Source organism: Paractinoplanes aksuensis (genome assembly GCF_024137025.1).
Lineage (GTDB): Bacteria > Actinomycetota > Actinomycetes > Mycobacteriales > Micromonosporaceae > Actinoplanes > Actinoplanes aksuensis.
Window position 1 is genome coordinate 46,427 of record NZ_JAMYJR010000001.1, and the last position, 25,787, is coordinate 72,213.

Here is a 25,787-nt window from a genome sequence, read left to right on the forward strand (position 1 = left end):
ATTCCATGATCCATATTGGATACTTTCCGGGTGAGTGACTCGGCGCGAGTATCCGCTGAGGCCGGCCGCGACGCTCTGGCGCGCCTGTTGGCCGTTGTTTCGGCAGGGCAACTCGCGGCGGTGGCGCGAGACATCTTCCCTTTTCTGCCTCTTCCCGAGGCCTTCGACTGGAATGACGGGCGCCGCGTCGTCGACAAGATCGCGACGCTCGACTCGCCGGTCCCCGACGTGCCACCCCTGGTGGTCTACGCCACTCGCCTGTCCCACGAGGTCGGGCCGGCACACTCGGTCGAGCTGGGTCGCTGGGCCGATGTCGCCGGCCAGGGCGCCGGCCTCAGCGAGGGACGACTGCGCCGCCTGCTCGTCGAGATCGGTCCCGCGGGTCGGGACCTCAATCTCCCCCCGCCACCACACGCTGCGCACTATGCTGACAAAAGCCGTGTACCGGACACTGATGCGCAGAGCGAGGATTCGTTGTCATCCCTCAGCACGCTGCCGGGCTCTCCCGCGTTGGCCGGGTCGACCGACTCCGGCCGGATCTGGGGCAATGTTCCGCCCCGAAATCCGGACTTCACCGGCCGCGAGGGCCTACTGCTGAATTTGCAACGCTCACTCGAGGCCAAGAACAAGGCGTCGGTGCTTCCGCACGCTTTGCACGGCTCGGGCGGCGTAGGCAAGACTCAGCTGGCGGTCGAGTTCGCCTACCGGTTCGGCGAGCGTTACGACCTGGTGTGGTGGGTCCCGGCCGAGCAGCAAACGCTGGTGCTCCAGTCGCTGGCCGAGCTCGGTCAGAAACTCGGCATCCCCGGCACTCAAGAGTTCACCCAGGCGGCGTCGCTGGTGATCGAGGCGCTGGCCCGCACCGACAAGCGCTGGCTGCTGGTCTTCGACAACGCCAACGATCCGACCGACCTCGACCACCTGATCCCGTCCTCCGGTGGCCACGTCATCCTGACCTCGCGCAACCCGGCCTGGCTGGACGTCTGGGACGCGGTGAAGGTCGACGTCTTCGACCGGCCGGAAAGCATCGAGCTGGTGCAGCGGCGCGGCACGAACATCACCGAGGTCGAGGCCGACCGGCTGGCCGCCAAGCTGGGCGACCTCCCGCTCGCGCTCGACCAGGCGGCCTCGTGGCAGACCGCCACCGCCATGACGATCACCGAATACCTGAGCCTGTTCGACCAGCATTTCGACGAGTTGTCGGCCCGCGACCGGGATGTGAACTACCCGCTCAGCATCGCCGCTCTGGTCAAACTCGCGCTCGAACGCCTCCAGCGGGACGCGCCGGCCGTCGCCCAGCTGCTCGAAATGTTCGCGGTGTTCGGGGCCGAGCCCATCTCGGTCGGCCTGCTGCGCCGCGGTCGGCTCGGCACGATCTCCCAGCCGCTGGCCCGGGCCCTGCGTGACTCCACCGCGCCCGACCGGATGGCGCGCGACCTGCGAAAATACGGCCTGGCCAAGGTCGATGTGGAAAACCGGATCCAGGTCCACCGCTTGCTCCAGGTGGCACTGCGCGACATCCTGGACGAGGAACTGCTCGATCGCGGGCGCACCAACGTCCACCGGCTCCTCGGCGCGGCCAACCCCGGCGAACCGGACGACGACGGCACCCGCGAGCTGCACGCCGAGATCGCACCGCACGTCAATCCCTCCGGCTTGATCAACTCAGCCGAGGAGGACGGGCGACGCACGGTCCTCGACCAGATCCGCTACCTGTGGAACATCGGTGACTACGACGGCTCCCGCCGGCTCGGCCAGGCGGCGGTCGACGCCTGGGTCGAGCGCACGGACCAGCCCGACCTCGGACCCGACGGTGAGCTGACGCTGCTGGCCTCCCGCCACCTCAGCAACGCCCTGCTCTCGCTCGGCATCAACGGCCGGGCGCGCGAGCTGGCCGAGTCGACGTTGGCCCGGCTGCGCAAGAGCCCCGAGTTCGGCCCCGACCACGAGCACACGCTCTGGACGGCAGCGACGGTCGCGGTGGCCCTGCGCGTGGCCGGCGAGTTCAAGCAGGCGCTCGCACTCGAGCAAGAGAACGTCGACCGATATGTTCGCGTCTTCGGCGCCGAGGACGCGACCACGCTGCGCAACCAGGGAAACCTCGCCGTCAACCTGCGCATGCTGAGCGACTTCCCAGGCGCGTTCAAGATTGACGACAGCATCGTGCTCCGTCTCGACGAGACCCTGACGGAAGATCACCGGCGCCTGCTCTTCGCCCAGTCGAACCTGGTCCGTGATCTCTACGGCCTGGGCAAGTATGAGGAGGCTCTGCAACTGCAGGGCCGCATCCTGCCGATCTTCCGCCGGACCATGAACGACGCTCGGCACCCCATGGTGCTGCTGGCCAGTCGCACCCTGGCGATGGCGCTGCGCAAGACCGGCCGCTACGACGAGGCGCTCCAGGTCGCCCGCGAGAACTACCACGACTGCGTGGCCCGCTACGGCGAAGCGCACGAGCACGCGCTGGCCGCGACCATGACCTACGCCAACACTCTGCGGGTCGGTGGCAGCCTCAGCGAGGCGCGCGGGCTGGCCGTCGACGCGGTGGCCCGATACCGGCGAACCTTCGGCGACCTGCACCCGCTGACCCTGGTGGCGCAGGTCAACGAGGCGGTCATCCAGCGCAGCATCAAGAACCTCGACGAGGCCCACCGGCTCGACGTGGCCGCCCACCGGGCAATGATCGACATCCTCGGCGCCGACCACGGCTATACGTTGTGCGCGGCCAGCGGCTTGGCCAACGACCTGGCCCTTCTGGGTGACGACCAGGCCGCCCATCGGTTGTCGAGCGAGACGCTGGCCATCTCTCAGCGGTCACGCGGTCCGGAGCATCCCTACACGTTGCTCTGCGCGGTCAATGCGACCTTCGACCGGATCGCGGTCGGCGAGACCACCCAGGGCGAGGAAGAGCTGGCGTCCGTCGTCGGCGCGCTCTCGGAACTGCTCGGGACGGCCCACCCCGAGACGCTGGGGGCCCGGCTGGGCCGCCGGGCGGAATGCGACATCGAGCCGCCGCCCACCTGACCTGCCCACGGTCGTGAAAGGCCGCCTACCTCGTGCTACGAGAATAGGCGGCCTTCGCCTTTCCGAGACCGCGAACTCAGATCAGGGCGTGTTGCCGAACGCGGCGAATTTCTCGCTGTTCCGAGCCTCATCCCGCACACGTCTCATGGCGTTTTCGAGGACATCGCCCCGGCCGTTCAGCAAATCCGCCACCGACTGGCGGGAAACGTTCAGGAGTCCTTCGGATTCGGGCGTTTCCGGCGCTAGCCGAGATTCTTCGGACATGCTGCCTCCAGTGGTCCCGCGGCGACCGGCGGCTCCGCATCCGACGGCCATGGCGGACAGGCCGGCGCGATCAGCCCCTGAATTGCGACGCAACCGCCGCCCGGAGACCTGGCGGCACCCACATCAGCGCGGCGACCCGTCCGACTCCGAACCCCACGATACTTTGACGTCCGACTCTTTCCCACCCCCCGCCAGAGCCGGGGGCTCCGTCGGATCCATGACCGGACTGCTACTGTGCGCCGCATAGCTCTGCGCACCGTACAAGGCCTCTCGCCGAACCCGCTCGATCGCCCTGTTCAGCACGGTGTCGTCGCTCTTGATAAGACTTTCCAGGGCGACGCCCAGAAGTCGCGGGGTTACGGTCTCCTCATCGTCGAGGGGACGTTCCGAAGATGGCACGATGATCCTTTCCGAGCTCGGCGGTCACCGCGGCGACCGGGCATCGAGGTCGTATGAAGACGTCCGGTTCGAGGAGCCGGAAACGCTCAATGTTCAGCTACGCAAAAGTCGACTTACTAGATCACCAGGATGACGTATCATCCGCGCTCGCGGTGCTCCCTTGCGTAACGAGTCAACGCGCCCGAGGTGCAGGCTCGTCGAAGAGGCGGTCGACTGCCGCCCCGAGGACGGCGACGAACTCGGCGCCGGCCGGGGTCAGCTCTCGTGAAGCCGCCAACGACCGATAACCGACGCGCACCTGATCACGCAGATCGGTGAACTGGGCGCGTGCCACTTCCGCCAGCGCGGGCTCGGCGGCCAGACAGCGCCACGCGTCGGCCACTTGCTGGAACGCGAAAACTCCTTGTAGAAGGCCTGAGGTGGGACGCTTGTCCTTCTTCCACGGTGCGCGGTGCAATTCCGTACCGCCGGGGCGGTAGAGCGGAACTATATCGATGACGCCACTCAATTTCGAATGAGCAAATTCGTGCACGATCGTGACCGCGAAGTCCTCAGCCGAGGTGGGCCGGCTCGCGCCCAGGGCGCCCACCGACTCCCGGGCCGTCGCACTCCGTGACGAACCGTCGCCAGAGTCGATCAGGGGCACCACGGCCCGCAGGCCGAGGGCGATCTCGGTGGCCCGATCGGGCAGGTGCCGGCCGATCAGGCTCCAAGCCTTGGCGAAACGGCTCTGCCACACGGCCGCCTCGTCGTCGTCCAACCGGTCGCTCGGCGCGGCGTGGTATCCGCCCCGAAACGGGCTCGCGTCCTCGATGCGCACTGCGCGTTCCAGCCCGTCCCAGCGAGCCCGCAACTGCCGCAGTGGCCACCAGTTCCGGCCCTCGACCAGGGTCGTGCCGACACCGGAGGAACCGATCAGAGTCACGGCGCCGCCCGAGACGTCGATGCGGACCGGCGCCGACGCGTCGTCGCCGAGGACGGCCGTGCCCATCGTGGGAATCACCAAGCGGCCCTCGCGGGCCCACCCGGTCACCCGGCAGTCCCGTCCGGCCCGGAGGGCGGCGGCCGCGGCGAAGTTGCCCAACTCGAGAAAATCCCCCGTACGGGTTCGCTCCCGGCTGGTCCGACTCAGCCAGGCACCAACCATCGGGTCCCCGATCAGCCAGGTGAAGACCTGGGGATCAGCCTCTTGGACCGCCTCGAGAACGGATACCGCGGTGTCCCGTTCGCCCTCGTCGCCGACCCACCCGCGGATCAGCGGCAGCAGGAGCAGCAGGTGACGGCTGACCCGGCTCTCGCCCAACTCGGCCAGAGCCGCCATGTCGGTGGCGCCGGCGGCCAACGCGGCCAGCTGGGCCGAGGTCAGGTGGTGATAGCCGTTCACGCCGGATCGTGCGTGGACCGTCGTTCCAGATCGGTGAGGACGCACGCGCGTACGTGCCGAATCAGCTCGAGCATGTCAGCACAGTAGACGGACGGGTTCAGGAAGCCTCGGCCGCCTCGGTACCTGTGCGCATAGTGTCCGCCACCACAGACGTCGCGGACGGGGCAGGCGAGGCAGGTCTCGCTCAGTGCCCGCAGCCCGATCTGGCGGGCCACGATTCCGGGGTGGTCCAAGGCCGCGTGCAGGGGGTCGGTCAGCACGTTCAGCCCGGTGTCGCACGCGCCCGGATAGGCGGACTTCAACGAGTCGACCTGCTCGATCGCCCCGTCGCTCTCGACCACGACGACGGCGACGGGGCTCAGGCCGATCTGCTCCGACCGGCTCGAGCCGCCGAGCAGCAGAGCCAGCACGTCCTCGAAGAGGCGGATGCTGACCTCTTGCACAGGGGCGCGGTACCAGCGGTCGAACACCGCGATCAGCCAGTCGGCGTACGGCGTCGGCCCGGCACCCTCCGGGCGGTCGGGCGGAATATCCCAGTTCGCGTGCGGCAACAGCAGATCGATCGTCGGAGGTCGATATTTCAGCAACGCCTCATAGGTGGCGACCGGGTCTGTCGTCGGGTCGACGATGCACAGCAGACCGGCGAACGATTCGCGGTAGTCATCGGTCATCAGCAGCCGGAGGGCCTTCTCGACCGCGCCGAAACTGCCCCGGCCGTTCGCGTGCCGGCGTCGCCGGTCATGATCGGCCTGGGCGCCGTCGACGCTGACCCCGATCTCGACGCCGTGGGCTTGCAACGCCTCGAGCTTGGCTCGGTCGAGAAGGACGCCATTGGTCTGCATCTGCACGCGCAGGGTGGTGCCGGCGCAGGCTCGGCGGAACTCGGTGATCAGGTCGCTCAGCCGGTCGATCCCGGCCAGCAGCGGCTCGCCGCCGTGCAGCACCAGGCGCATCCGGTCGAGCTCGTTGTCGCGGGCGAACGCGGCCATCCGGTCGGCGGCCGCCCGCCATACCGTCTCGGACATGAAAATCGGACGGGACCGCCAGGACTGGTCGGCCATCTCGTACACGTAGCAGTAGTCGCAGGCCAGGTTGCAGCGCTGATGCACCTTGAGCACCACGTCGCGAAACGGCACCGGCCGGTGGCCCTCAGCCCGCAGACGCTTCACGTCGAGCCCCCGGACCGGCCACTCGGCAGCCCTGGTGATCAGGGGTAGCACCGAGGAACGTTCGGTGGGCATGAAATCCCTTTCCGGCCGGCTGCGTCCGAGGGAAGCTTACGGGGCGGTCAGAACGGCGGCGGCTCGATGTCGCACTCCCCGCGCTCGCCGTCGGCCGCCGCGCGCACCTGCGGATGGTCGGGGCCGAGCAGCTCACGCAGTGCGGTGAGCGCCGGTCCGATGAGCGTGGCTGCGCCCGCCGGGTCCCGCTCGCGGGTGATGATGCCCAGGTTGACGGCGCAGATCAACATGTCGGGGTGCCGCTCCCGCTTGGCCGCCCGCGCGCTCTCAAGCGTTGTCCGCAGCAGGCGCCCGGCCGCCTCGATGTCGTTGTTGACCACAAGGTCGTTGGCCAGCCCGACGGCGGCCGCGTGCACGTACGGGTGAGCGGCCCCGACCTGGTCCTGCAGCTGCCGGTAGGCCGACTCGCAGGTGCGGCGGGCCGTGTTCCGATCGCCCATGAGGCGCAGGATGATCGCGTGGTTGACCGCGGCCGCCAAGGCCACCGGGTTCGTCTCGCCGAAACGGGCACGATACGTGTTCACCGTGCGCAGGCTGGTGGTGTATGTCAGCGACGGCGCACCGGGCAGCCGGGCCGCCACCGCGACGCGCACCGCGTTGGCATAGGTCATCGCCGCGGCCAGCGTGTTGCCGTTCTCGGACCCCCACTCGCCCTGGCAGATCAGGTGGTGCTGCTGGCTGGCGCGCAACGCCTCGGCCACTCGGCCGGTCTTGCGCAGCGCGATGGCCGTCGTGCGGGCGGCCAGCATGACGCTCGGATGCCGGTCGCCGAGCCGGTCGCGCATCGCCGGCAGGATCTCTTCCTGGAGCCGCAACACCTCCTCGTACCGGCCGAGACCGTAGAGGTCGCGGGCGAGGTTGGAGACGGCGAACTGGGTGCGGTAGTCGTTGTCACCGTGCGCCTGCCGCCAGAGCCGCACCAGGTCCTCGTCGATCTCGCGGGCCTTCTCGAACTCGCCGATCGCCCGGTGGCACAGGGCCATGTTGCTCCGGGCCCGCAGCAACTCGACGTTGTTGTCGCCCCGGGTCCGCTGGTAGTACTCCATGCGGTAACGCTCGAGGTTCGCGGCTTTGCCGTAGCTGCCGAGGATTCGGCTCACCATGGCCACGCCGTTGGCCGTACGGGCCGTACGGTCGTGGTTGGCGCCGAACTGCTCGTGGTTGTTCAGACGTTTCCAAGCCAGGTCGTAGAGCTTGTCGGCCTCGTTGTACCGGCCGAGCGCGACCAGGTTCAGCGCGTACCGGTCGATGCAGGCGAAGGTCTCGTCGTCGTCCCACACATCGCCCGGTCCGGCCCACGCCTGGCGGGCCTTGTCGGTCAGCCGCAGGCTGCCGTCGAAGTCGCCGAGCAAGTAGAGGTAGCGGATCTGGTCGAGCACTACTCGGCGCATGGGCGGGGCGACGCTGTCGATCAGCCCGGTCAGGCCGATGTGGTGGCCGATCTGGGCGTGCATCTCCCACGTCAGCGGGTCGTCCGGGTCGTGCGGGTTGGCCGCCACCAGAAGGCGCCGGGCGTTGTCAAAGGCGCCGTCGAGGTCATCGTCGGACAGCGAGTCGCGCACCACCAGCTGCACCAACCGATGCACCTGGACCTTTTGACCGCCGTCGGCCGCGGTGATCAAGCCGTACCGCTCCAGCAGGCGCAGGGCCGCGTCGAGCTGGTTGTCCTGCGCCAGCACCCGGCCCAGCGGGGGCGGAATGGAATGCTCGGTGGCGGTCCGTAGCAGGGCCGGCGAGATCGGTTCCGCGCTCATGCACGAGAGCATGGCCAGCAGTTGACCGGCGCCGACCGAGACCCGTTTGACCTCGTCGAACGCCAGGCCGAAGGCACCGGCCACCGTTTCCGGGTAGTCACGCGGGCGGCCCAGGCTGAGCACCGCCGTGGCCTGGCGATCGAGGCGGCGCAGGTATTCCGCGACCGAGATCCCGACCACGGACCGCATGGCCGACGCCTGCTCCAGCGCGAGCGGCAGATCGCCCAACCGGTGCGCGAGCAGATCGGCGTCGTCGAAGCTGATCCGCCCGCTGCGCTGGAGCAGGGCGATGCTGTCCTGGCGGGGCATCACGCCCACCGGCACGGTGCGGCCGTGCTCGTTCCAGCGGCCGTCGCGGGTCGTGACGATCACCGTTCCGCGGCCGGCCGTCGGCAGCAGCTCGCGGATGTGCTCGGGCCCGATGGCGTTGTCATAGACCAGCAACCAGGTATAGGTGGCCCGTTCGAGCGCACCCAGCAGGTTGAGAACGGTCTGGCCGACATCGGACTGGCTGATCTCGACCTGTTCCGGCAGGCGGTCGGCCAGTTGGGCCAGCGCGGCCCGGGTCGGCGCCACCTGCTCGGCCACGATCCACCAGACGACGTCGTAGTGCGCCCGCTCGCGATGCACGAACTCGGTCGCGAGGCTGGTCTTGCCGACGCCACTGAGCCCGTGCAGGATCATCGGCCGCCACGGTCCGGCGTCGGCGCCGACCGGCTGTTTCATGAGTTCCAGCAGGTCTTCGCGGCCGGTGAAGCCCGGCTTGCGTGGGGGCACCGAGCCGTGCGGGAGCTCGACCGACGGCGGCTCGACCTCGACGGGCCCGGCCGGTGGCGACATCCCGGACTTGTTGTCGGTGCGGGCGTTCCACAACGCCAGGAACCGCTGAACCTCGGCCTGCGGGTCGGGCCGGTGGGCAGCCGTCTCGGCCAGCACCCGCACCACGGGTTCGACCTTGCTCCACTTCGGGATCACGGCGTTGTTCAGCAACGCGTTCACCGTCTCGTGACTGACCTTCTCGGTCATCTCGTCACGGTCACGAATCTCGCCGCTGATACGGCGGGACGACGGCTGTCCGGCGGCGCGGTAGAGGATCCGAAGTTGCGTAAATAGATCTTCATGCTGCACCTGTCACGCTCCCATGCCCGCCCGCCCCGTCGGACCACCGCTCGTCAGCGGTTACGAGAGGTCAACCATCCACTCTCGCTGTCCCGTGCCAGAAACTGTCAAGTTCTGTAAGGCAGCATTCCACACCGGAGTATTGCGACAACAGCCCGTAAAGTCGCGGCAGGAACAGATCCGGACGCCCGCGGATGCCGATGATAGATCCGCTACGACGGCCGACCCGGCCCGCATTCCCGTCACCATCAGTCTTTTCACGTTCCCGACGGTCGCTTCACGGATGGCGCGCAGATCGTGCGGAGTCCGCATCCCGAATCCTGACCTGCGCACTCTCAGTGCGACTCGGCGACACCCGTTGGGCTGACGGCAGTGGTGATCAGATCGGCCGTCAGCCGCACCCGAGCCCGGCCGAGCGCGCTTCGCTTCTCTGATACTGGGTATTCGGGCAATACATCGCGCCTGTCAGGCAACGACAAGTGGCGGCGACCCACCGTGCCGCATGGACAGTCGTCGGTACGGTTGACGGGTGACTGATGATCGCGGGTCAGTATCCCGATCCGGGCAGGATATCCAGGCCGTCGCCGAAGGCCGGTCGGACACGCTCGATCTCGGTCGCGGCTATCACCACGGCGCCCCCCGCGAGCTGCCGGCCGCAGTGCGTCAGCTGACCGGCCTGCGAACGCTGCGGCTCACCGGCACCGGGGTGACCGAGCTCCCCGGCTGGCTGGCCGACCTGCCGGTCGAGACCATCGACGCGCGCGGCTGCCCGCTCGAGGTCATGCCCCCGTTGCCCTGGGTGCGCTGGGCGCTCGACGCCGGCAAGCTCCACGCCTTCCGCCGCATGATCGCCCCGGGCCGGGTCTACGGCGCCACGATCAGCACGGGCGATGACGCCGCTGCCATCGCCCACCTCGCTCAGCTGATCGACCAACGTCAGCTCAGCCTGACCGAACTGGTGATCGAGCCGCAGCGCATGCTGCTGTCCTCGACGTGGAGCAACCTGGCCGACGTCGACCGGCACCTCGACGCGCTGATCGGTGGCTCGCCCCGGCTGCGGACGCTGCGGATCGTGGACTGCCCCCTGGGTCGCGTGCCCGAGCCGATCCGGCGGCTGCGGCACCTCACCGAGCTGTCGCTGTCCGGGGTCCTCCCCGACGAACTGCCCGACTGGCTCTTCGAGGTGCCCGCGCTGGCCGTCCTCGACCTGAGCCACAACCGGCTCTCCCGACTGCCGGCCGCGCTGGGGCAAGCGGAGCGGCTGAGCCGCCTGACGCTGAGCTCCAATCCGCTGCGGGAGATCCCCGACAAGGTCTGGGAGCTGGAACGGCTCACCTTTCTCGACCTGTGGGGCTGCCCGATCCAGCGCATCCCGGCCGAGATCCTGCGGCTGCCCGCGCTCACCCGGCTGCGGGTCGACGAGACCCGGCCGGAACTCACCGTGCCCCCGCCCGAGGTCACCGCGCGCGGCTTGGACGCGATCAGGAGCTACTGGCGGCAAGAGAGAGCCTCCGGCACCGACTATCTGTCCGAGGCCAAGCTCCTGATCGTCGGGGAGGCGGGCGCCGGCAAGACCACCTTGGCCAAGAAGATCCTCCGGCCCGACTACGCCCTGAACGTCGGTGAGGGCTCGACCCAGGGCATCGCGGTGTCCTCGTGGCGCTTCCCGTCCGCGGTCCGTGTTGTCGAAGCCGACGGCGAACGGGTGCTCGAGCGCGACTTCCGCGTGCACATCTGGGATTTCGGCGGGCAAGAGATCTACCACTCGACCCACCAGTTCTTCCTGACCAAACGCTCCGTCTATGTGCTGGTCTCGGACGAACGCAAGGAGGACACGGACTTCCGGTACTGGCTCGACGTGGTCAACCTGCTCAGCGACGGCAGCCCGCTGATCATCGTGCAGAACCGCAAGCAGGGCCGCAGCCACGACCTCGACCTGCGGATGCTGCGGCAGGAATACCCGAACCTGGTGGCCGCGCTCAGTGTGGATCTCTCCGACAACAGCGGCCTGGCCGAGACAGTGGCCCGGGTCCGCCGCGAACTCGAGTTGCTGCCCCACATCGGCACCGCCCTGCCCAAGACCTGGCAGGACGTGCGGCTGGCGTTGGAGGGTGACACCCGCGAATACATCAGCTCCACCGAGTTCTTCCGCATCTGTGAAGAACACGGCTTCGCCCGCGAAGCCGACATGAAACAGCTCGGCGGCTTCCTGCATGACCTCGGCATCTGCCTGTACTTCCAGGAAGACCCGCTGCTGAGCCGCACGGTCGTACTCAAGCCGGAGTGGGGCACGGCGGCGGTCTACCGCGTGCTGGACGATCCGCAGATCGTGGCCAACCAGGGTGTCTTCGGCCCGGAAGACCTCGAGCGGGTGTGGCACGAGCCGATCTACGAGCCGGTACGCGACGAACTGGTGCGCCTCATGGCCAAGTTCTCCCTCTGCTTCCAGGTGCCCACCTCCGACCGGTTCGTGGCGCCGCAGCTGCTCTCCCAGGTCCGCCCGGCCTACCCCTGGGATGACCGGGGAGGATTGACCCTCCGCTACGAGTACGACGTCATGCCGAAGGGGGTCGTGCGCCGGCTCATCGTCGACCTGCACGACCTGATCGAGGACAAAGCGGTCTGGCGCAACGGGGTGGTGCTCCGCTACGAGTCGGGACGAGCCGAGGTGATCGAGGATTACCGGCGCCGCCGGCTCCAGATCCGCCTCGGCGCCCGCAATACCCGGGTCATGATCTCGATCGTGGATCGGGCCCTCAATCTCATTCACCGGTCTTATCCGGACCTGCGCTTCGAGCGACTGCGTCCGTGCAACTGTGACGTGTGCCGGGTGGCCGAGGAGCCGACCATGTTCAGCGTGCGCGAGCTCGAAGATTTCGCCCGGGCCGGCGATCCGATTCAGTGCCGGTCCAGTCACCGGCTCGTCGACGCGGCGGTCCTGCTCAGTGAGTTGTGGCAGCCGGAGGACGCCGGCGGCCCGCGCCGCAAGGCCGGACCGGGCGAGGTCTTCGTCTCGTACAAGTGGGGCGGTGATGCCGACGAGTTGGTGGACGAGATGCAGGGCAAGCTCGCCGCACGCGGCTTGGTGGTCACCCGTGACCGCAACGAGATGCGCTATCGCGATCCGATCCAGCAGTTCATGCGGCGGCTCGGGGCCGGTCAGGCTGTGGTCGTCGTACTCGACGACGCCTACCTGCGCTCGAAGAACTGCATGTTCGAGCTGACCGAGGTGGCCGACCGCGAGAACTTCGTACAGTCGGTGTTCCCGATCCTCATGCCCGACGCGAACATCTTCGATCCGATGGGCCGGCTCGAGTACGTGCGCTACTGGGAAGAGAAGAGGGCCGGACTCGACGAGGCGATGCGCCTGGTCGGCCAGGAAAACCTGCAGGGCATCCGGGAGGAGCTCGACCTCTACGAGACAATTCGCAACGCGATCGCCCGGATCACCGACGTCCTCGCCGACATGAACGTCTTCACCGCGGCCAGGCATGCCGGCAGTGGCTTCGCCGAGCTGTACGAGGCCTTGGAGACCAAGGTCGGGGAACGTCCGGAATAGGCGGCATGCCTCCGCAGTGAGCGGAGGCATGCGCGCGAGGTCACGGCCAGACGTACGGGGACTTGGTGGGCTTGGGCTCCTTCGGCTGGCGGTACGGATGGGCCCGGAACTGCTCCGCGTGCAGGCCGAACGAACGGTCCAGCTTCGGCATCCAGTAGGCGTCGTCATGGCGGCCCGGGCCGAGTTGGTAGTCGTGCTTGACGCCCTTCGAGGCCAGCAGCGTGCTCATCTGCTGGGCCGCCACGCCGAAGCGGTAGTCGTCGGAGTCGCCGCCGTCGAAGTAGTAGCGGTGGCGGTTCAGGTCGGCCACGCTGGTGGCCGCGACCAGGGTCAGCGGGCGCAGGCCGGCGTTGGCGGCCTGTTCGGCCGGGGTGCCGACCAGCGGGCCGAAGCTGAGCGCACCCATGTGGCTGGCGATCGAGCTGAACACGTCCGGGTTCTTCAGGGCCAGCGTGAACGCGCCCTGCCCGCCCATCGACACGCCGCTGATGCCGCGGTGCTCACGGTCGGCGATCGTGCGGTAGTTGCGGTCGACCAGGGGCACGATCTCGTCGACGATCATCGAGCGGAAGTTGCCGGCCGACGTGTCGACGTACCAGCCGCTGTCGCCGTCCGGGAAGACCACGATGCTCTCTTCGAAGGGCAGGCGGTCGAGCACAGCGTCGATCTTGCGCGATTCCCATTCGATGTTGCTGCCGTTGAAACCGTTCAGCATGTAGACCACGGGGAAGCGCTTGGCCTGCGTCCGCGTGTAGCTCTTGGGCAGATAGACGTTGAACTGCACGCGCCGCTTCATCGCCGCCGAGTCGTATTCGTCCCGGAAGAACCGCGCGTGGTCGCCCAGCTCGACCCCCTTCCGCGGGTCGATGTAGAGCAGCTCACGGGCCGGCGCGAGCGTGCCCCACTGCCGGATCGTGTCGACCACCAGCCGGCCCTGGCTGTCCACGAAGACCTCGGCCTGAGTGTCGGTGAGCGGCGCCTTCAGCTCAGCCAGCCGCCGGGCCGCGGTGTCGCCCTGGTGGAAGAAGCCGTCGGCCAGCGTCTTGGCGTACCCGCGCCGGTCACCGGCGGCAACAGCCCGGTGCTGTTTGTTCAGCACGGCACAGACCAGAGCCAATTGCGTACGGTTGGCCGCCGTCCCGGTGATGCCGGCCAACGCGCGCAACCGCGCCTTCGAGAACAGCCCGACCGGTCCCTGATGGAACCCGCCGCCGCCCGTCCCGTCGTACGCCCGCACCGCGATCACATTCGTGCCGCCCCAGCGCAGCAGTCCGTCGGCCGGGTAGTACTCCCGCGGCACCTCCCACGTCGAGTCGAAGGTGGGCGGGAACCCGCCGGTCCGCCCGATCTCGGTGCCGTTGAGGAACGTCTGGTCGGCGTCGTCGATCTTGCCGAGGGCCGCCACCACGGCCGAGTCGGTGACGCCGGCCGGTCGTACCGGAAGGGTGAAGGTCTTGCGATACCAGGCGTAACCGTCGTACGAGGCGAGGTCCTCGACCGCACCCCAGTTGTCGGGCACGCTCCAGTCGCGCCAGCCCGTGTCCACGAACGACGGGTCGGACCAGGCCGGGTCGTCGCCGGTGGTGAACTTCCACCCGCCGCCGGCCAGGTCGACTCCGAAGTCGACCGACCCGGTGGTGGCGCAGTTCCCGGTGGCCGCGGCCGGGGCGGCGGGGGCGACCGCCGAGGCGAGCAGAACTATGACGGCGGCGAACAGCGCCCGCCGAGCCTTCATCGACATGACCGCTCCTGTTTCAGTCTGATGTCCACGCAGTGACGGGTCGATTCTGTGCACGTGCACACCGCAGGTCAACAGCCTGATCCATTTCGGTCGGTCGCAGGTCTCCACTGTCGATGGTGATCACATCGACGCAGGTGACATAATCCGCGCTCGATGACCACGCAGATTCACGTTCTTGATCACGCAGCCCCGCGTACGGGGTCCGGTCCGAGCCGCTCCCGTCTGCGGCCGGTCGGCTGGATCGCCGCCGCTCTGGCCGCGGTCGCCGCCATCGGCATGAGCCTGTGGTCCGCGCTCAACAACGACGTCACCTACGCGTTGGGCGGCATCGCCACCGCCGGCCGGGGCGGGGTGAGCGTGTGGGACGTGTTCATCGCCCGCCCGGTCGCCTACCGCCTGCTCATGGCCTTCCTCGACGCGCTGGTGCCCGACGGCGCCTCGCTGTCCACGGCCCACCTGATCACCCACCTCGGCGCCGATCTGCTGGTCGCCGGGGTCGCGGTCGTCGTGTTCCTCGGCCTGCGGCGCAGCCTCAACGCCCGGGCCGGGGCCCTGGTCGCCGCGGCCACCGGCCTGGCCCTGATCGTCTCGCCGCCCTGGCACTTCCTCGAGCCGGACTGGGTCGCCGCCCTGGTCGCCGCGCTCGCCGTCGGGGCCGCCCTGGCCCCGCGCCGGCTCTGGCTCGGGGCGCTGCTCGGCGGTTTCGCCGCGTTCCTGGCCATCGCCGTCAAGCTGGCTACCTTCCCGCTCTCCGCGCTGGCCCTGCTGCTGGTGTTCGCGCTCGACCGCCGCCGGGCGGCCTGGGCCGCGGGCACGATGCTCGGCCTGACCGTGATCTGGTACTTCGCGACCCGGCACTTCCTGCCCTGGGAGACGCTGTGGCTGGCCGACCAGGCCAACCTGGTCGCGAACTCGCCCATCCACCACGGCATCCGCTGGCACGACATCCACCGTCTGCTGGTCGGCCTGGGTGACGTCACCGTGCTGAGCCCGGTCGTGGCCGTGGCCCCGGCCGCCGCCGCGGCGCTGGTCCGGCGGGTCGAGCCGGGTCGTCCACGGTGGATCGCCACGGCGATCGCGGTGGCCGCGGCCGGCCCGGCCCTGGCCTCCGCGTACGGCCAGGGCGAGTTCTTCATGTACCACTTCGCCGCCGTGCCGGTGCTCGCGGCCGGCGTGTGGGCCACCGCGTTCGCGCTCTGTCCGGCGGCCCGGATGCCCCTGCTGGTGAGCACAGCGGTAGTCGCGGTGGCCAGCTTCGTGTTGCTCCGCCGCCCGCCGGAGTGGCGGCACGACAACGTCACGGCGGTGACCCTCGCCTTCGCGGCGGCGGCCGTCCTCGCGGCCGTCGTGACATGGCGCAACCACGGGCGGGCGGCCCGCCCGGCCCCGACCGCCGCGGGCGTGTTCGCGCTGATCGCAGCGACCGTGCTGGCCACGCTGCCCAACGCCCCGCTGGCCTTCAGCGGTTACAACTACGCGTTGGGTGTCGAGCGTCCGAACGGCACCGGTTACGCCGCGCTCCGCGAGCGGATCGGCCCCGACACGCCGGTGATCTACCTTTCGTTCGGCTCGATCAACTATCTGCTGGGCAATCCGACGCAGTGCCGCTACCCGTCGCCGCAATGGCTGCAGCGCGGCACCTATGTGCGGCCGGTGCGCTCGACCCGGAGTTACGCCGACAACTTCCGCTGCCTGACCGACGACCGGCAGGCGCGCTATCTCGTATGGCAGCCCAGCTGGTTCTCACAGACGAAGTCGAGCGCCGAAGTGCGAACTGTCCTTTATAACCGGTTCGATTGCTCCCTGCCGGCCCGCATCCCGGCCCCGAAAGGGTTAGTGGTCTGCCCCGCTCGCACATAGCCATTGAGGAACGTCTTAGTAAAGAGTTAGTTTCTTGCCAACGTCTTATCGATGTCGGTGAGAGGGCTGTGGTATGCGCAGACGTCGTTCGCTCAGCGCGGCCGGGCTTCTCTGCGCGCTGCTGGTGCTGACCACAACGACGACGACCCCGGCCGCCGCCGAGCACGTTCATGCCGATGCCCATGCCCATGCCCATGCTCATGACCACGAGCACATGGCCCAGGATCTGGCCGGCACGCCGATGCGGGTCATCGAGGAGCGGACGGCCGCGAGCGCGGCCCGGATCGAGCGAACTACCGGCGTACGCCCGGGAACGGCGACCACGAAGCGGGCCGCCGCCGATCCGGGGCAGGCCGGATCGTGGAGCGCGGTGGTCGACACCCCCGTCGTCCCGGTCTTCGCGGCGGTGCTGCCCAACGGCAAGGTGCTCATGTGGGACTCGGTCGGCGACGAGCCGACCGAGAACTACCCCGACCACAGCTTCACCCGGGCCATGGTCTGGAACCCGGCCGACGACACGTACCGGCGGGTCGATCTGCAGGGTTCCAACATCTTCTGCGCCGGGTTCGCCCACCTGGGCAACGGCAACATCCTGATCGCCGGCGGGAACGCCAACGCGGAGCTGGACGGCACGGTCCACACGTACGTCTTCGATTGGCGCAACGAGACGTGGACCCGCGGCCAGGACATGGCGGCCGCCCGCTGGTACCCGTCGGTGGCCGAGACCGCCAACGGCGAGGGCGTCATCGTCGGCGGTGGCCCGGCGACGGCCGAGGTCTACGGGACGAACGGCGCCATCCGGCCCCTGACCGGCTTCACCAAGTACGACGCCCGGCTCTACCCCTTCCTGGCCTCGCGCCCGGACACCCAGGTCGGCCTGTTCGGCCCGTACGGCACCGGCTACACGATCACCACCTCGGGCAACGGCGTCATCACCGCGACCGGCACGCGCGACGGCATCACCCGCGACTACGGCAGCTTCGCGACGTACGACATCGGCAAGTCCGTCGTCGTCGGGGGTGGCAGCCTCACCGAGTACGGCGTCCCGAAGGTCCCGACCCGCACCGCCGTCGTGCTGAACAGCAACAACAGCCTGTTCCCGGTCATCACGCCGACCGGCTCGATGGCCACCGGCCGGCGCCAGCACAACGCGACCCTGCTGGCCGACGGTTCGGTGCTGACCACCGGCGGCATGACCAGCACCGCCACCTCGGCCCTGGTCGACCTGGACAACGCGGCCACGGCGGCCGAACTGTGGGAGCCGGCGACCGGTCAGTGGAGGGTCCTGAGCAACGCGAGCCGCATCCGGCAGTACCACTCCATGGCCGCCCTGCTGCCCGACGGCCGGGTCATGACCGGTGGCGGCGGCATCTGCCTGGCCTGCCTGGACGTCGGTTATCTGGAGAAGAACGTCGAGTACTTCACCCCGCCCTACCTCTACAAGAAGGACGGCAGCGGCGACCTCGCACCCCGCCCGGCCATCACCACCGCTCCCGCCGGCGTGGGCGTCGGCGCGACGTTCACGGTCTCGTCGCCCCAGGCGGCCGGTATTCGCAAGGTCGCGCTGGTCGGCCTGGCCGATGTCACGCACAGCGTCGACCAGGGCCAGCGCTACATCCCGCTCAAGTTCACGACCTCGGGCACCACGCTCACCGTCGCCGGCCCCCCGAACGGTGGCGTGGCTCCCCCCGGGTACTACATGCTCTTCGTCGTGGACGCCGACGGTGTTCCCTCGATCGCCAAAATGGTTCAGGTGGCCAAGGGCCCCAACCCGGTCATGAGCCAGGTCAAGAACAACACCGGCCGCTGCCTCGACGTGCCCACCTCGTCGCTGCTGCCCAAGACCTACCTGCAGACCTTCACCTGCAACAGCTCGAAGGCGCAGGCCCTGAGCCGGCTGCCCGACGACAAGACGCTGCGGGTGCTCGGCAACTGCGTCGACGTGCCCTGGAGCCGGTTCAACCCGGCCCAGAAGGTCTGGGTCTACAGCTGCAGCCGCTCGGCCGCCCAGACCTGGCAGTTCGGCGCCGACGGCACGATCCGCCCGACGTCCAACACCAAGGTCTGCCTGGCCGCGGCGTCCGCGGCCGAGCGGGCGGCCGTCGCCCTGGCCACGTGCAGCGGCGCCGCCCTGCAGAAGTGGACCTGGTAGCTCCACCCCGATCTCCACCCTCCGACGGTGCCGGTCCACCCGGGGTCGTTCGTAGCGTTCAGGGCATGAACGAGCGCAACTCTCGAACCAGGGATGTCGTCGAAACCACCAGTTACCTGCTGAGCGGCAACCGGCGCAGCAAAGCCGGTCGGGTCGCGGGCGCGGTGCTGGGAAAGGTGATCGAGCAGGAGGGTGGAAAGGTGACCGGACGCGTAGTTGTGGCGATTCTTGTCGTGCTCGCGGTGGTGGGAGTGGCCTTCGTGGCTTACCGTCTGCTCGTGCTCGATCTGATCTTGACCGTGATCCGGGAACAGAACTGATGCTGCGCCGGCTGGGTCGTCAGGGTCTTCGGCTGATCCGGGCCGACGATCCCGAGACGGGCTGGCTGGTGCGCGTCGTGCTGACCGGGCTGCTGATCTGGTCGCTGGTCTTCTATCCGGGGGTCGAGAACACCTTCGTACGCCCGGCGTTGCTGGTCAGCTTCGCCTGCTGGGTCTTCTGGATGGTGGCCGACCAGCGCTTCCCGGTGCCGGCCCGGGCGGCGCTGGCGGCGGCCGCGCTGGTGCCGGCCACGGTGACCGCGCTGCCCCACAACGGCGCCGCGCACCTGTTCCTCTATGGCTCGCTGTTCACCTTTGTGCTGCTGCCCCGCATGCCGCTGTGGGCGATCCTGGGACTGACCGGCGGGCTCGTCGTCGTGCTGCTGGCCGGTCTGGCCCTGGCCGGGCACGGGCCGACCGCGCTGTTCACCCAGCCGGCCCTGATCCTGCTGGTGGTGCTGTTCAGCCTGCACCGCCGCGAGCACCGGTTGCGGGCCGAGCAGACCGTCGAACTGCTCGAACAGACTTCCCGTACGCAGCAGGCCCAGGCCCGGGCGGCCGCGCTCGACGAACGGGCCCGCATCGCGCGCGAGCTGCACGACGTGCTGGCCCACTCGCTGGGCGCTCTGGGCGTGCAGCTCGAAGTGGCCGAGGCCCAGCTCACCGAGCGCGGCGACGTGACCGCGGCCGCGGAACGGGTGCGGCGGGCCCGGCGCCTGGCCGCCGACGGGCTGACCGAGGCCCGGTCGGCCGTGGCCGCGCTGCGGGCCGACGTGCCACCGCTGGCCCGGGCCCTGGCCGACCTGATCGCCGTGCACCGCGAGAACTTCGCGGCCGAGGTAACGCTGACGATCGACGGCACCCCGCGCACCCTGCCGCCCGGGGCCGAGGTGTCCCTGGTGCGGACGACCCGGGAGGCCCTCACCAACGCGGCCCGGCACGCTCCCGGCGCGCCGGTGTCGATCACGCTCCGATTCCGCCCCGACGCGGCTCAGCTGGTCGTGACCAACCCGGCCGCGTCCGCCCCCGGCGGGAACGGGTACGGCCTGATCGGCGCCCGGGAGCGGCTGGCGCTGGTCGATGGCACGCTGGAGGCGGGCGTCACCGACGGCGTCTGGCGAGTCACCGCGGAGGTGCCCGGATGAACGACGGCCCGTTGCGGGTGCTCGTCGTGGACGACCAGCAGCTGGTTCGCGAGGGTCTGACCGCCCTGCTCGAGCTGACCGACGGGGTCGAGGTGGTCGGGTCGGCCGGTGACGGCGCCCGGGCCCTCGAACTGATCGCCGGCGACCAGCCCGACGTCGTGCTGATGGACCTGCGGATGCCGGTACTGGACGGGGTGACCGCGACCGCGCAGATCCGCGACCGGTTCCCCGGCGTGGCCGTCGTCGTGCTGACCACGTACGCCGACGACGAGTCGATCGCCGGCGCGCTGGCCGCGGGCGCCCGCGGTTATCTGACCAAGGACGCGGGCCGGGCCGAGATCGGCCTGGCCCTGCGCGCGGCGGCCGGCGGGCAGTCGTTGTTCGACCCGGCCGTGGCGGCCCGGCTGGCCGAGGCCATGACCCGCCCGGCCCCGCCGCCGCGCCGCGACGAGCTGCCCGACGGCCTGACCCAGCGCGAGGCCGAGGTGCTCGGCCAGATCGCCGCCGGACGCACCAACGGCGAGATCGCCGCGGCCCTCTTCGTGGCCGAGGCCACGGTCAAGACGCACATCAACAACGCGTTCGCCAAGATCGGCGCCCGCAACCGCACCGAGGCGGCCGGTTATGCCGTGAAGCACGGGCTGACCGGCTAACGCGCGACGCTGACGACCGGGAGCAGCTGGAGTTTCTCGTAGCTCTCGGTCCCCGGCACGGCCGTGTAGACCAGCAGCGAGTGCCCCTGCTCGGGGTCGACCAGGGCCTGACAGGTCAACTCGAGATCGCCCAGCTCGGGGTGCACGAGACGTTTGACGTCCTGGTAGCGGACGCCGACCTCGTGCTCGTTCCAGACGGCCCGGAACTCCTCGTTGCTGTCGAGCAGCAACTGCTTGAGGTGGGCCGCGTACGACTTCGGCCCGCGCAGCGTCGCTATCTTGCGCAGCCCGGAGGCGAAGACGCGGGAGTGCAACAGCGCGTCGTCGGGGTGATAGCGGGCGCGGGTGGCCGGGTCGGTGAACCACCGGTAGCCGATGCTGCGGGCCGGCCCGGTGTAGCGGGTGAGGTCACCGGTGAGGGCCAGGCCGAGCTCGTTCTGCCGCAGCGTCTCGCCGAGCTCGGTGACGATCTCGGCCGGGGTGTCGGTCAGCCGGTCGAAGATGCGCAGCAGGCCCGGACTGATGTGTTCGCTGGTCCCGCCCCGGGCCGGCGGACGGTGCCCGGCCAGGCCGAACAGGTGGTCGCGCTCGTCGAGCGAGAGGTGCAGCCCCTGGGCCAGCGAGGCGATCATCTGTTCCGAGGGGTGCGGGCCGCGTTCCCGTTCGAGCCGGCTGTAATAGTCGGCCGAGATGTGGCAGATCGTGGCCACCTCTTCGCGGCGCAGGCCGGCCGTGCGGCGTCGCTGCCCGCGCGGCAGGCCGACATCTTCGGGCTGCAGCGATTCGCGACGGCGGCGCAGGAACTCGGCCAGCCCGGCTCGATCGATCACCTCACCGTTCTACCAAGCAGCGCGCGGGCTCAGCCACGGATCGCCGATCCCAGGCTACGGTCCGGGGGTCAGGCGCGAGCGCAGGTCGGCCTTCAGGATCTTGCCGACCTTGGACCGCGGCAGGTCGTCCCAGATCTCGATCTGCTTCGGCGTCTTCACGCTGCCGATGCGTTCCTTGACGAACTCCGCCATCTCGGCCTTGTCGACCGTGGCCCCGACGCGCAGCTGGATGACCGCCGTGACCCGCTCGCCCCATTTGTCGTCGGGAAGGCCGATCACCGCGCAGTCCTGAACCGCCGGATGCTGCATGAGGGCCTGCTCGACCTCGGTCGAATACACGTTGAAGCCTCCGGTGATGACCATGTCCTTGGCCCGGTCCACGATGTAGAGATAGTTGTCGTCGTCGAGGTAGCCGATGTCCCCGGTGTGATGCCAGCCGTGGGCCGAGGCGGCTGCCGTCGCCTGCGGATCGCGGTGGTACCCACGCATCACCAGCGAGCCCCGGACCACGATCTCGCCGGTGCCGCCGCGGGTCAGCAGCTCACCGTCCGGGCCCATGACGGCCACGGTGACCAGCGGCGACGGCCGGCCGGCGGAGGCCAGCCGGGACAACGCGATGGCGCCACCGGGCAGGTAGTGGTCGGCCGGGGCCATTGTCGAGATCATCATCGGCGCCTCGGTCTGCCCGAACAGTTGCGCCATCACCGGTCCGATCCGGCGCAGCGCTTCCTCCAGCCGGGTCGCGGACATCGGGGCCGCGCCGTACCAGAAGCACCGCAGCGAGGACAGGTCCCGCTCGTCGAGCCTGGGGTGGGCCAGCACCATGTAGATCAGCGTCGGCGGCAGGAAGGTGTGGGTCACCCGGTGCTGCTCGATGAGCGTGAGGAAAGCCGCCACATCGGGCTGGCGCATGATGACGATCTCGCCCCCCTTGGCCAGCACCGGGAAGCACAGCACCCCGGCGGCGTGGGTGAGCGGGGCCAGCGCGAGATAGACCGGCCGGTCCGGCCACGCGTAGCTCATCAGCGTGATCGCGGTCATCGCCTCGAGGTTGGCCCCGGTCAGCTCGACGCCCTTGGGCCGCCCGGTGGTGCCGCCGGTGCCGACGATCATGGCCAGGTCGTCGGCCGCCGGCCGATCGACGACCTCGGCGGCGCCGCCGAGGAACTCGGCCCACTCCGTCTCCAGGCAGATCGTCGTACGCAGGGAAGGAAGTTGATCTCTGATCTTGGCCACGAGCGGCGCGAAGACCTCCTGGTAGATCAGCGTCGTGCAGCCGAACAGGTCGAGCAGCTCCCGGTTCTCCGACGCCTCGTTGCGCGGGTTGATCGGGCACCACACCGCACCGGCCCGGCTGATCCCGAACACGCAGGTGAACGCCGTCGGGGGGGTGGGGGGGGGGCCCCCCCCCCCCCCCACCCCCACCCCCCCCCCCCCCCCGCGCCCCCCCCGGGGGGGGGGGCCGGGGGGGGCCCCCCCCCCCCCCCCCCCCCCCCCCCCCCCCCCCCCCCCCCGGGCCGCGGGCCCCCCCCCCGCCCCCGCTTCGTGGGGGTGAGGGTCAGTTGGTGAGCATCGAGTTCGCCGAGACGAAGGTGTAGCCCTGGGCCTTGATGCCGGTGACGACCTGCTTGAGGTAGTCGGTGCCGAGGTACGGGTGGTAGAAGAAGCTGGCCACGCCGTCGCGGACGACCAGGTTGCGCTTGGCTGCTCCGAGCAGGTCGGACGGCAGGCGGGCCGGGTGGTTGTTGAAGGCGTCGGGCTCCACGTTGCCGATGTTCTCGGGGACGATGGCCGAGCCGTAGACGTCCCTCACCGCGTACGGGAAGAACTGGCCGAACTGGCGGGAGTAGTCGAACTTGGCGCCGGTGAGGACGCCGGGGAAGTAGAGGCCGCGGTCGTAGCGCTTGCCGAACAGCGTGTTGGCCACCTGGTAGTCGACGGCGCTGGCGGCGTAGTGCGGGAACTCGAAAATCGTCGGGGTGCCGAGGCCGGCCGCGGTGAAGACGAGGCCCGAGGCGACCATGCGGCTGGTGGCCCAGGCGGCCGAGTCGCCGGGGACGGGGCCGTCGTAGATGACGCTGTCGTTGGCGTCGACGTGGGCCGCGTAGAACTCGAAGTCGTTGGCGCTGACGCCGTCGTACGGGTTGGCGATGGTGCCGTACTGGTGGGTGTAGCCGTGCATGAGCAACGTGCCGCCCTTGCCCTGCATGTACTTGAGCGCGGCCACCACCTTCGGCTTGCTCAGCAGCGTGTAGTCCTGGGCCTTGCCGCCGTTGTTGACGCCCTTGGGGTCGCGGTAGCGCGGGTAGACGGCCACCGTGAACGGCACCTTCTCCGACGACAGGTAGTCGGCGACGGCCTTCAGCTCGGCCGGGTCGCTGTCGGGGCCGACGTCCTCGATGCGAACCAGACCGCGGTGCCGATCCACATTGGTGAAGCCGAGCGAGTCGAACAGCAGGTCGGCGAACGCCAGGTAGCGGTCGTCGTGGGTGACGTACGCGAACGGGATCTCGCCGACGTAGGTGAAGTTGCCCGACCGTACGGCCCACGGGAACGTCGTGCCGTCGGGGCGCTTGGCCGTGGCCAGCGTGGTCACCTTGGCCGGGTCGCTGATCGACAGGTTCATGATGCCGGACTTGTTGACCGTGTCGCGGGTCAGCGTCTGGCCCTTGTAGCTGACCTCGGCCACGTCGGCCAGGTCGAACGTGCCGCTGGTGAAGCCGTGCTCGGCCGCGAAGTTGCCAGAAGCGGTGAGCTGCCAGATGTTGTCGTACAGCCAGGTGACCGGCTTGGCCGTGGCGGTGACGTCGGTCAGGAACGCGGCCGGCAGCGGCTCGTCGTAGGTCGACCCGACGTAGATGACCGCGGTGTAGGCGTTGAGGTCGCCCGCCTTGTAGGAGCCGACCGGCGCCGCCGTCCAGGAGCCGAAGTGCGAGCTGAGGTTGGCCGTCTGGGTCGCGTAGACCTCGCCCATCCAGCCGTAGGCGCCCGTGGTGTCGTACAGAACCAGGGTCTTCGCCGTGCCCCCGCCGGGGGCGGCCTTGCCGGACTTGGCGGCGGGCAGCGCGCTCACGGCGGCGGCCGGTTTGATCGCGGCTTCGGCCTGGACCGAGCTCAGGGCGAACGCGCCCAGGGTGACGGCGGCAGCGGCGACGGAGATCAGGGGCTTCGAGAATCGCATCAGCGGGACACTCCAACCATGGCTTCGGGAGAGGTGGTGAGACCGAGGAGAGCAGCGGTGGCCTGGGCGGTGCGGTGGGCGGCGCGGCCGTCGCCGTAGGGGTTGCCGTTGACCGTCATGGCGTCGCGGCGGGCGGGGTCGTCGAGCAGGGCGGACGCCTCGTCGACGATGAGCTGGGTGTCCGAGCCGACCAGCTTGGCGCAGCCGGCGTCGATCGACTCGACCCGCTCGGTGACGTCGCGCAGCACCAGCGCGGGGACGCCGAACGAGGGCGCCTCCTCCTGGATGCCGCCGGAGTCGGTGAGCACGAGGTACGCCTCGGAGAGCAGGCGGGACAGGTCCGCGTAGGGGACGGGGTCGGTGACGGTGACCCGCTCGAGCCCGGCCAGACCGGCTTCCACCTGGGCCCGTACGGCGGGGTTGGGGTGGCTCGGAAGGATGACGTCGATGTCGGGGTACTTGGCGACGAGCGTGCGCACCGCGGCCAGGATGCGGTCGAGCGGGTGACCCCACGACTCGCGGCGGTGGGCGGTGACGAGCACGAGCCGGTTCTTCGACCCCTGCCGGGCCGCGGCGATTTTCGGGTCCGAGAAAGGCAGCTTGCGCCCGGCCACGGCCAGGGTGGCGTCGACGACGGTGTTACCGGTGACCATGACGTCCGTCGCCGGCACGTTCTCGTCGAGCAGGTTCATCGCCGCGAGGGGGGTCGGCGCCAGGTGCAGCGACGCGACCTGGGCCACCAGCTTGCGGTTGGCCTCCTCCGGGAACGGCGAGTCCAGGTCGCCCGAGCGAAGACCCGCTTCCAGGTGTACGACCGGAATCCGGCGCCAGAAGGCGGCCAGGGCGCCCGCCAGACTGGTCGTGGTGTCGCCCTGCACGATGACGGCGGCCGGCGGGCGGACGTCCCACAGCGCGTCGAGCTGCCGCACCATCTCGGTCATCAGCTCGGCCTGGCTGCCGGTGCTGCGCTCGATCGTCAGCGTGACGTCGGCGGTGAGGTCGAACGCGGCCAGGGCCTGGGTGACCATCGCCGGGTGCTGACCGCTGGCCAGCAGCACCGGCTCGACCAGACCTTGCTCACGCATGGCGATCGCGACCGGGGCCAGCTTGACGGCTTCGGGGCGGGTGCCGCCGATCAGGTGCACTTCGGGGAGCGACATC

General features: G+C 69.6%; 17 protein-coding genes. 7 read left to right on the forward strand and 10 right to left on the reverse strand.

What is annotated here, in order from left to right; translation table 11 throughout:
* The first annotated feature begins 30 nt into the window (after positions 1-30).
* On the forward strand, positions 31-3,024 hold the full coding sequence (gene fxsT / locus M1L60_RS00225) for an FxSxx-COOH system tetratricopeptide repeat protein (protein WP_369077198.1): 2,994 nt from the start codon (positions 31-33) through the stop codon (positions 3,022-3,024).
* Between the two features lie 81 nt (positions 3,025-3,105).
* Here the strand turns inward: fxsT (M1L60_RS00225) and M1L60_RS00230 are convergent, their stop codons facing one another.
* The 5 genes from M1L60_RS00230 to fxsT (M1L60_RS00245) all read right to left on the reverse strand — a co-directional run bounded on the left by M1L60_RS00230 (position 3,106) and on the right by fxsT (M1L60_RS00245) (position 9,092).
* Entirely contained in the window at positions 3,106-3,288 is a 183-nt protein-coding gene (locus tag M1L60_RS00230) for a hypothetical protein (protein ID WP_253235154.1), read from the reverse strand.
* A gap of 123 nt (positions 3,289-3,411) precedes the next feature.
* Positions 3,412-3,687, reverse strand: a complete 276-nt coding sequence (locus M1L60_RS48625) for an FxSxx-COOH-like cyclophane-containing RiPP peptide (protein WP_498370520.1) — start codon at positions 3,685-3,687, stop codon at positions 3,412-3,414.
* Between the two features lie 172 nt (positions 3,688-3,859).
* Complete coding sequence (locus tag M1L60_RS00235) at positions 3,860-5,071, reverse strand: HEXXH motif domain-containing protein (RefSeq protein ID WP_253235155.1); 1,212 nt, start codon at positions 5,069-5,071, stop codon at positions 3,860-3,862.
* Complete coding sequence (locus M1L60_RS00240; RefSeq protein WP_253235156.1) at positions 5,068-6,312, reverse strand: FxsB family cyclophane-forming radical SAM/SPASM peptide maturase; 1,245 nt, start codon at positions 6,310-6,312, stop codon at positions 5,068-5,070. The genes M1L60_RS00235 and M1L60_RS00240 overlap by 4 nt, the downstream gene beginning before the upstream one ends.
* Before the next feature lie 47 nt (positions 6,313-6,359).
* A complete protein-coding gene (fxsT, locus tag M1L60_RS00245; protein ID WP_253235157.1) occupies positions 6,360-9,092 on the reverse strand; it encodes an FxSxx-COOH system tetratricopeptide repeat protein in 2,733 nt (910 codons plus the stop codon).
* A gap of 622 nt (positions 9,093-9,714) precedes the next feature.
* Here fxsT (M1L60_RS00245) and M1L60_RS00250 point away from each other — a divergent pair.
* A complete protein-coding gene (locus M1L60_RS00250; RefSeq protein ID WP_253235158.1) occupies positions 9,715-12,744 on the forward strand; it encodes a COR domain-containing protein in 3,030 nt (1,009 codons plus the stop codon).
* A gap of 40 nt (positions 12,745-12,784) precedes the next feature.
* Here the strand turns inward: M1L60_RS00250 and M1L60_RS00255 are convergent, their stop codons facing one another.
* The gene (locus M1L60_RS00255) at positions 12,785-14,485 is read right to left on the reverse strand and encodes an alpha/beta hydrolase (RefSeq protein ID WP_253235159.1); all 1,701 of its coding nucleotides are present in this window, start codon (positions 14,483-14,485) and stop codon (positions 12,785-12,787) included.
* A gap of 153 nt (positions 14,486-14,638) precedes the next feature.
* Here M1L60_RS00255 and M1L60_RS00260 point away from each other — a divergent pair, with 153 nt between their 5' ends.
* From M1L60_RS00260 to M1L60_RS00280, 5 genes are all read left to right on the forward strand, one after another.
* Positions 14,639-16,345: a hypothetical protein gene (locus M1L60_RS00260; protein WP_253235160.1), complete on the forward strand. Its 1,707-nt coding sequence runs from the start codon at positions 14,639-14,641 to the stop codon at positions 16,343-16,345.
* Positions 16,346-16,418: 73 nt separating this feature from the next.
* The gene (locus M1L60_RS00265; protein ID WP_253235161.1) at positions 16,419-18,497 is read left to right on the forward strand and encodes a galactose oxidase-like domain-containing protein; all 2,079 of its coding nucleotides are present in this window, start codon (positions 16,419-16,421) and stop codon (positions 18,495-18,497) included.
* 65 nt (positions 18,498-18,562) lie between these two features.
* Entirely contained in the window at positions 18,563-18,817 is a 255-nt protein-coding gene (locus tag M1L60_RS00270) for a hypothetical protein (RefSeq protein ID WP_253235162.1), read from the forward strand.
* Complete coding sequence (locus tag M1L60_RS47515; RefSeq protein ID WP_274622858.1) at positions 18,817-19,962, forward strand: sensor histidine kinase; 1,146 nt, start codon at positions 18,817-18,819, stop codon at positions 19,960-19,962. Before M1L60_RS00270 ends, M1L60_RS47515 begins: the two co-directional genes overlap by 1 nt.
* Entirely contained in the window at positions 19,959-20,615 is a 657-nt protein-coding gene (locus tag M1L60_RS00280) for a response regulator transcription factor (protein WP_253235163.1), read from the forward strand. Before M1L60_RS47515 ends, M1L60_RS00280 begins: the two co-directional genes overlap by 4 nt.
* Here the strand turns inward: M1L60_RS00280 and M1L60_RS00285 are convergent.
* From M1L60_RS00285 to wecB, 4 genes are all read right to left on the reverse strand, one after another.
* Positions 20,612-21,445 carry a helix-turn-helix transcriptional regulator gene (locus M1L60_RS00285; RefSeq protein ID WP_253235164.1) on the reverse strand — a complete coding sequence of 278 codons (834 nt, stop codon included), beginning with the start codon at positions 21,443-21,445 and terminating at the stop codon, positions 20,612-20,614. The two genes, M1L60_RS00280 and M1L60_RS00285, sit on opposite strands and share 4 nt — an antisense overlap.
* 54 nt (positions 21,446-21,499) lie before the next feature.
* Complete coding sequence (locus M1L60_RS00290) at positions 21,500-22,870, reverse strand: AMP-binding protein (RefSeq protein WP_308208402.1); 1,371 nt, start codon at positions 22,868-22,870, stop codon at positions 21,500-21,502.
* 133 nt (positions 22,871-23,003) lie between these two features.
* Positions 23,004-24,626, reverse strand: coding sequence for a DUF2334 domain-containing protein (locus tag M1L60_RS00295; RefSeq protein ID WP_253235166.1), 1,623 nt, complete (start codon positions 24,624-24,626; stop codon positions 23,004-23,006).
* Positions 24,626-25,786, reverse strand: a complete 1,161-nt coding sequence (wecB, locus tag M1L60_RS00300) for a non-hydrolyzing UDP-N-acetylglucosamine 2-epimerase (RefSeq protein WP_253235167.1) — start codon at positions 25,784-25,786, stop codon at positions 24,626-24,628. The genes M1L60_RS00295 and wecB overlap by 1 nt, the downstream gene beginning before the upstream one ends.
* Between the last annotated feature and the right edge of the window lies 1 nt (position 25,787).

Coding starts and splice junctions, on each gene's coding strand:
- M1L60_RS47515 (WP_274622858.1), top strand. CDS start 18,817: ATGCTGCGCCGGCTGGGTCGTCAGGGTCTTCGGCTGATCCGGGCCGAC.
- M1L60_RS00265 (WP_253235161.1), top strand. CDS start 16,419: ATGCGCAGACGTCGTTCGCTCAGCGCGGCCGGGCTTCTCTGCGCGCTG.
- fxsT (WP_253235157.1), bottom strand. CDS start 9,092: ATGACCGAGAAGGTCAGTCACGAGACGGTGAACGCGTTGCTGAACAAC.
- wecB (WP_253235167.1), bottom strand. CDS start 25,786: ATGTCGCTCCCCGAAGTGCACCTGATCGGCGGCACCCGCCCCGAAGCC.
- M1L60_RS00240 (WP_253235156.1), bottom strand. CDS start 6,312: ATGCCCACCGAACGTTCCTCGGTGCTACCCCTGATCACCAGGGCTGCC.
- M1L60_RS00270 (WP_253235162.1), top strand. CDS start 18,563: ATGAACGAGCGCAACTCTCGAACCAGGGATGTCGTCGAAACCACCAGT.
- M1L60_RS00255 (WP_253235159.1), bottom strand. CDS start 14,485: ATGTCGATGAAGGCTCGGCGGGCGCTGTTCGCCGCCGTCATAGTTCTG.
- M1L60_RS00230 (WP_253235154.1), bottom strand. CDS start 3,288: ATGTCCGAAGAATCTCGGCTAGCGCCGGAAACGCCCGAATCCGAAGGA.
- M1L60_RS00280 (WP_253235163.1), top strand. CDS start 19,959: ATGAACGACGGCCCGTTGCGGGTGCTCGTCGTGGACGACCAGCAGCTG.
- M1L60_RS00260 (WP_253235160.1), top strand. CDS start 14,639: ATGACCACGCAGATTCACGTTCTTGATCACGCAGCCCCGCGTACGGGG.
- M1L60_RS00295 (WP_253235166.1), bottom strand. CDS start 24,626: ATGCGATTCTCGAAGCCCCTGATCTCCGTCGCCGCTGCCGCCGTCACC.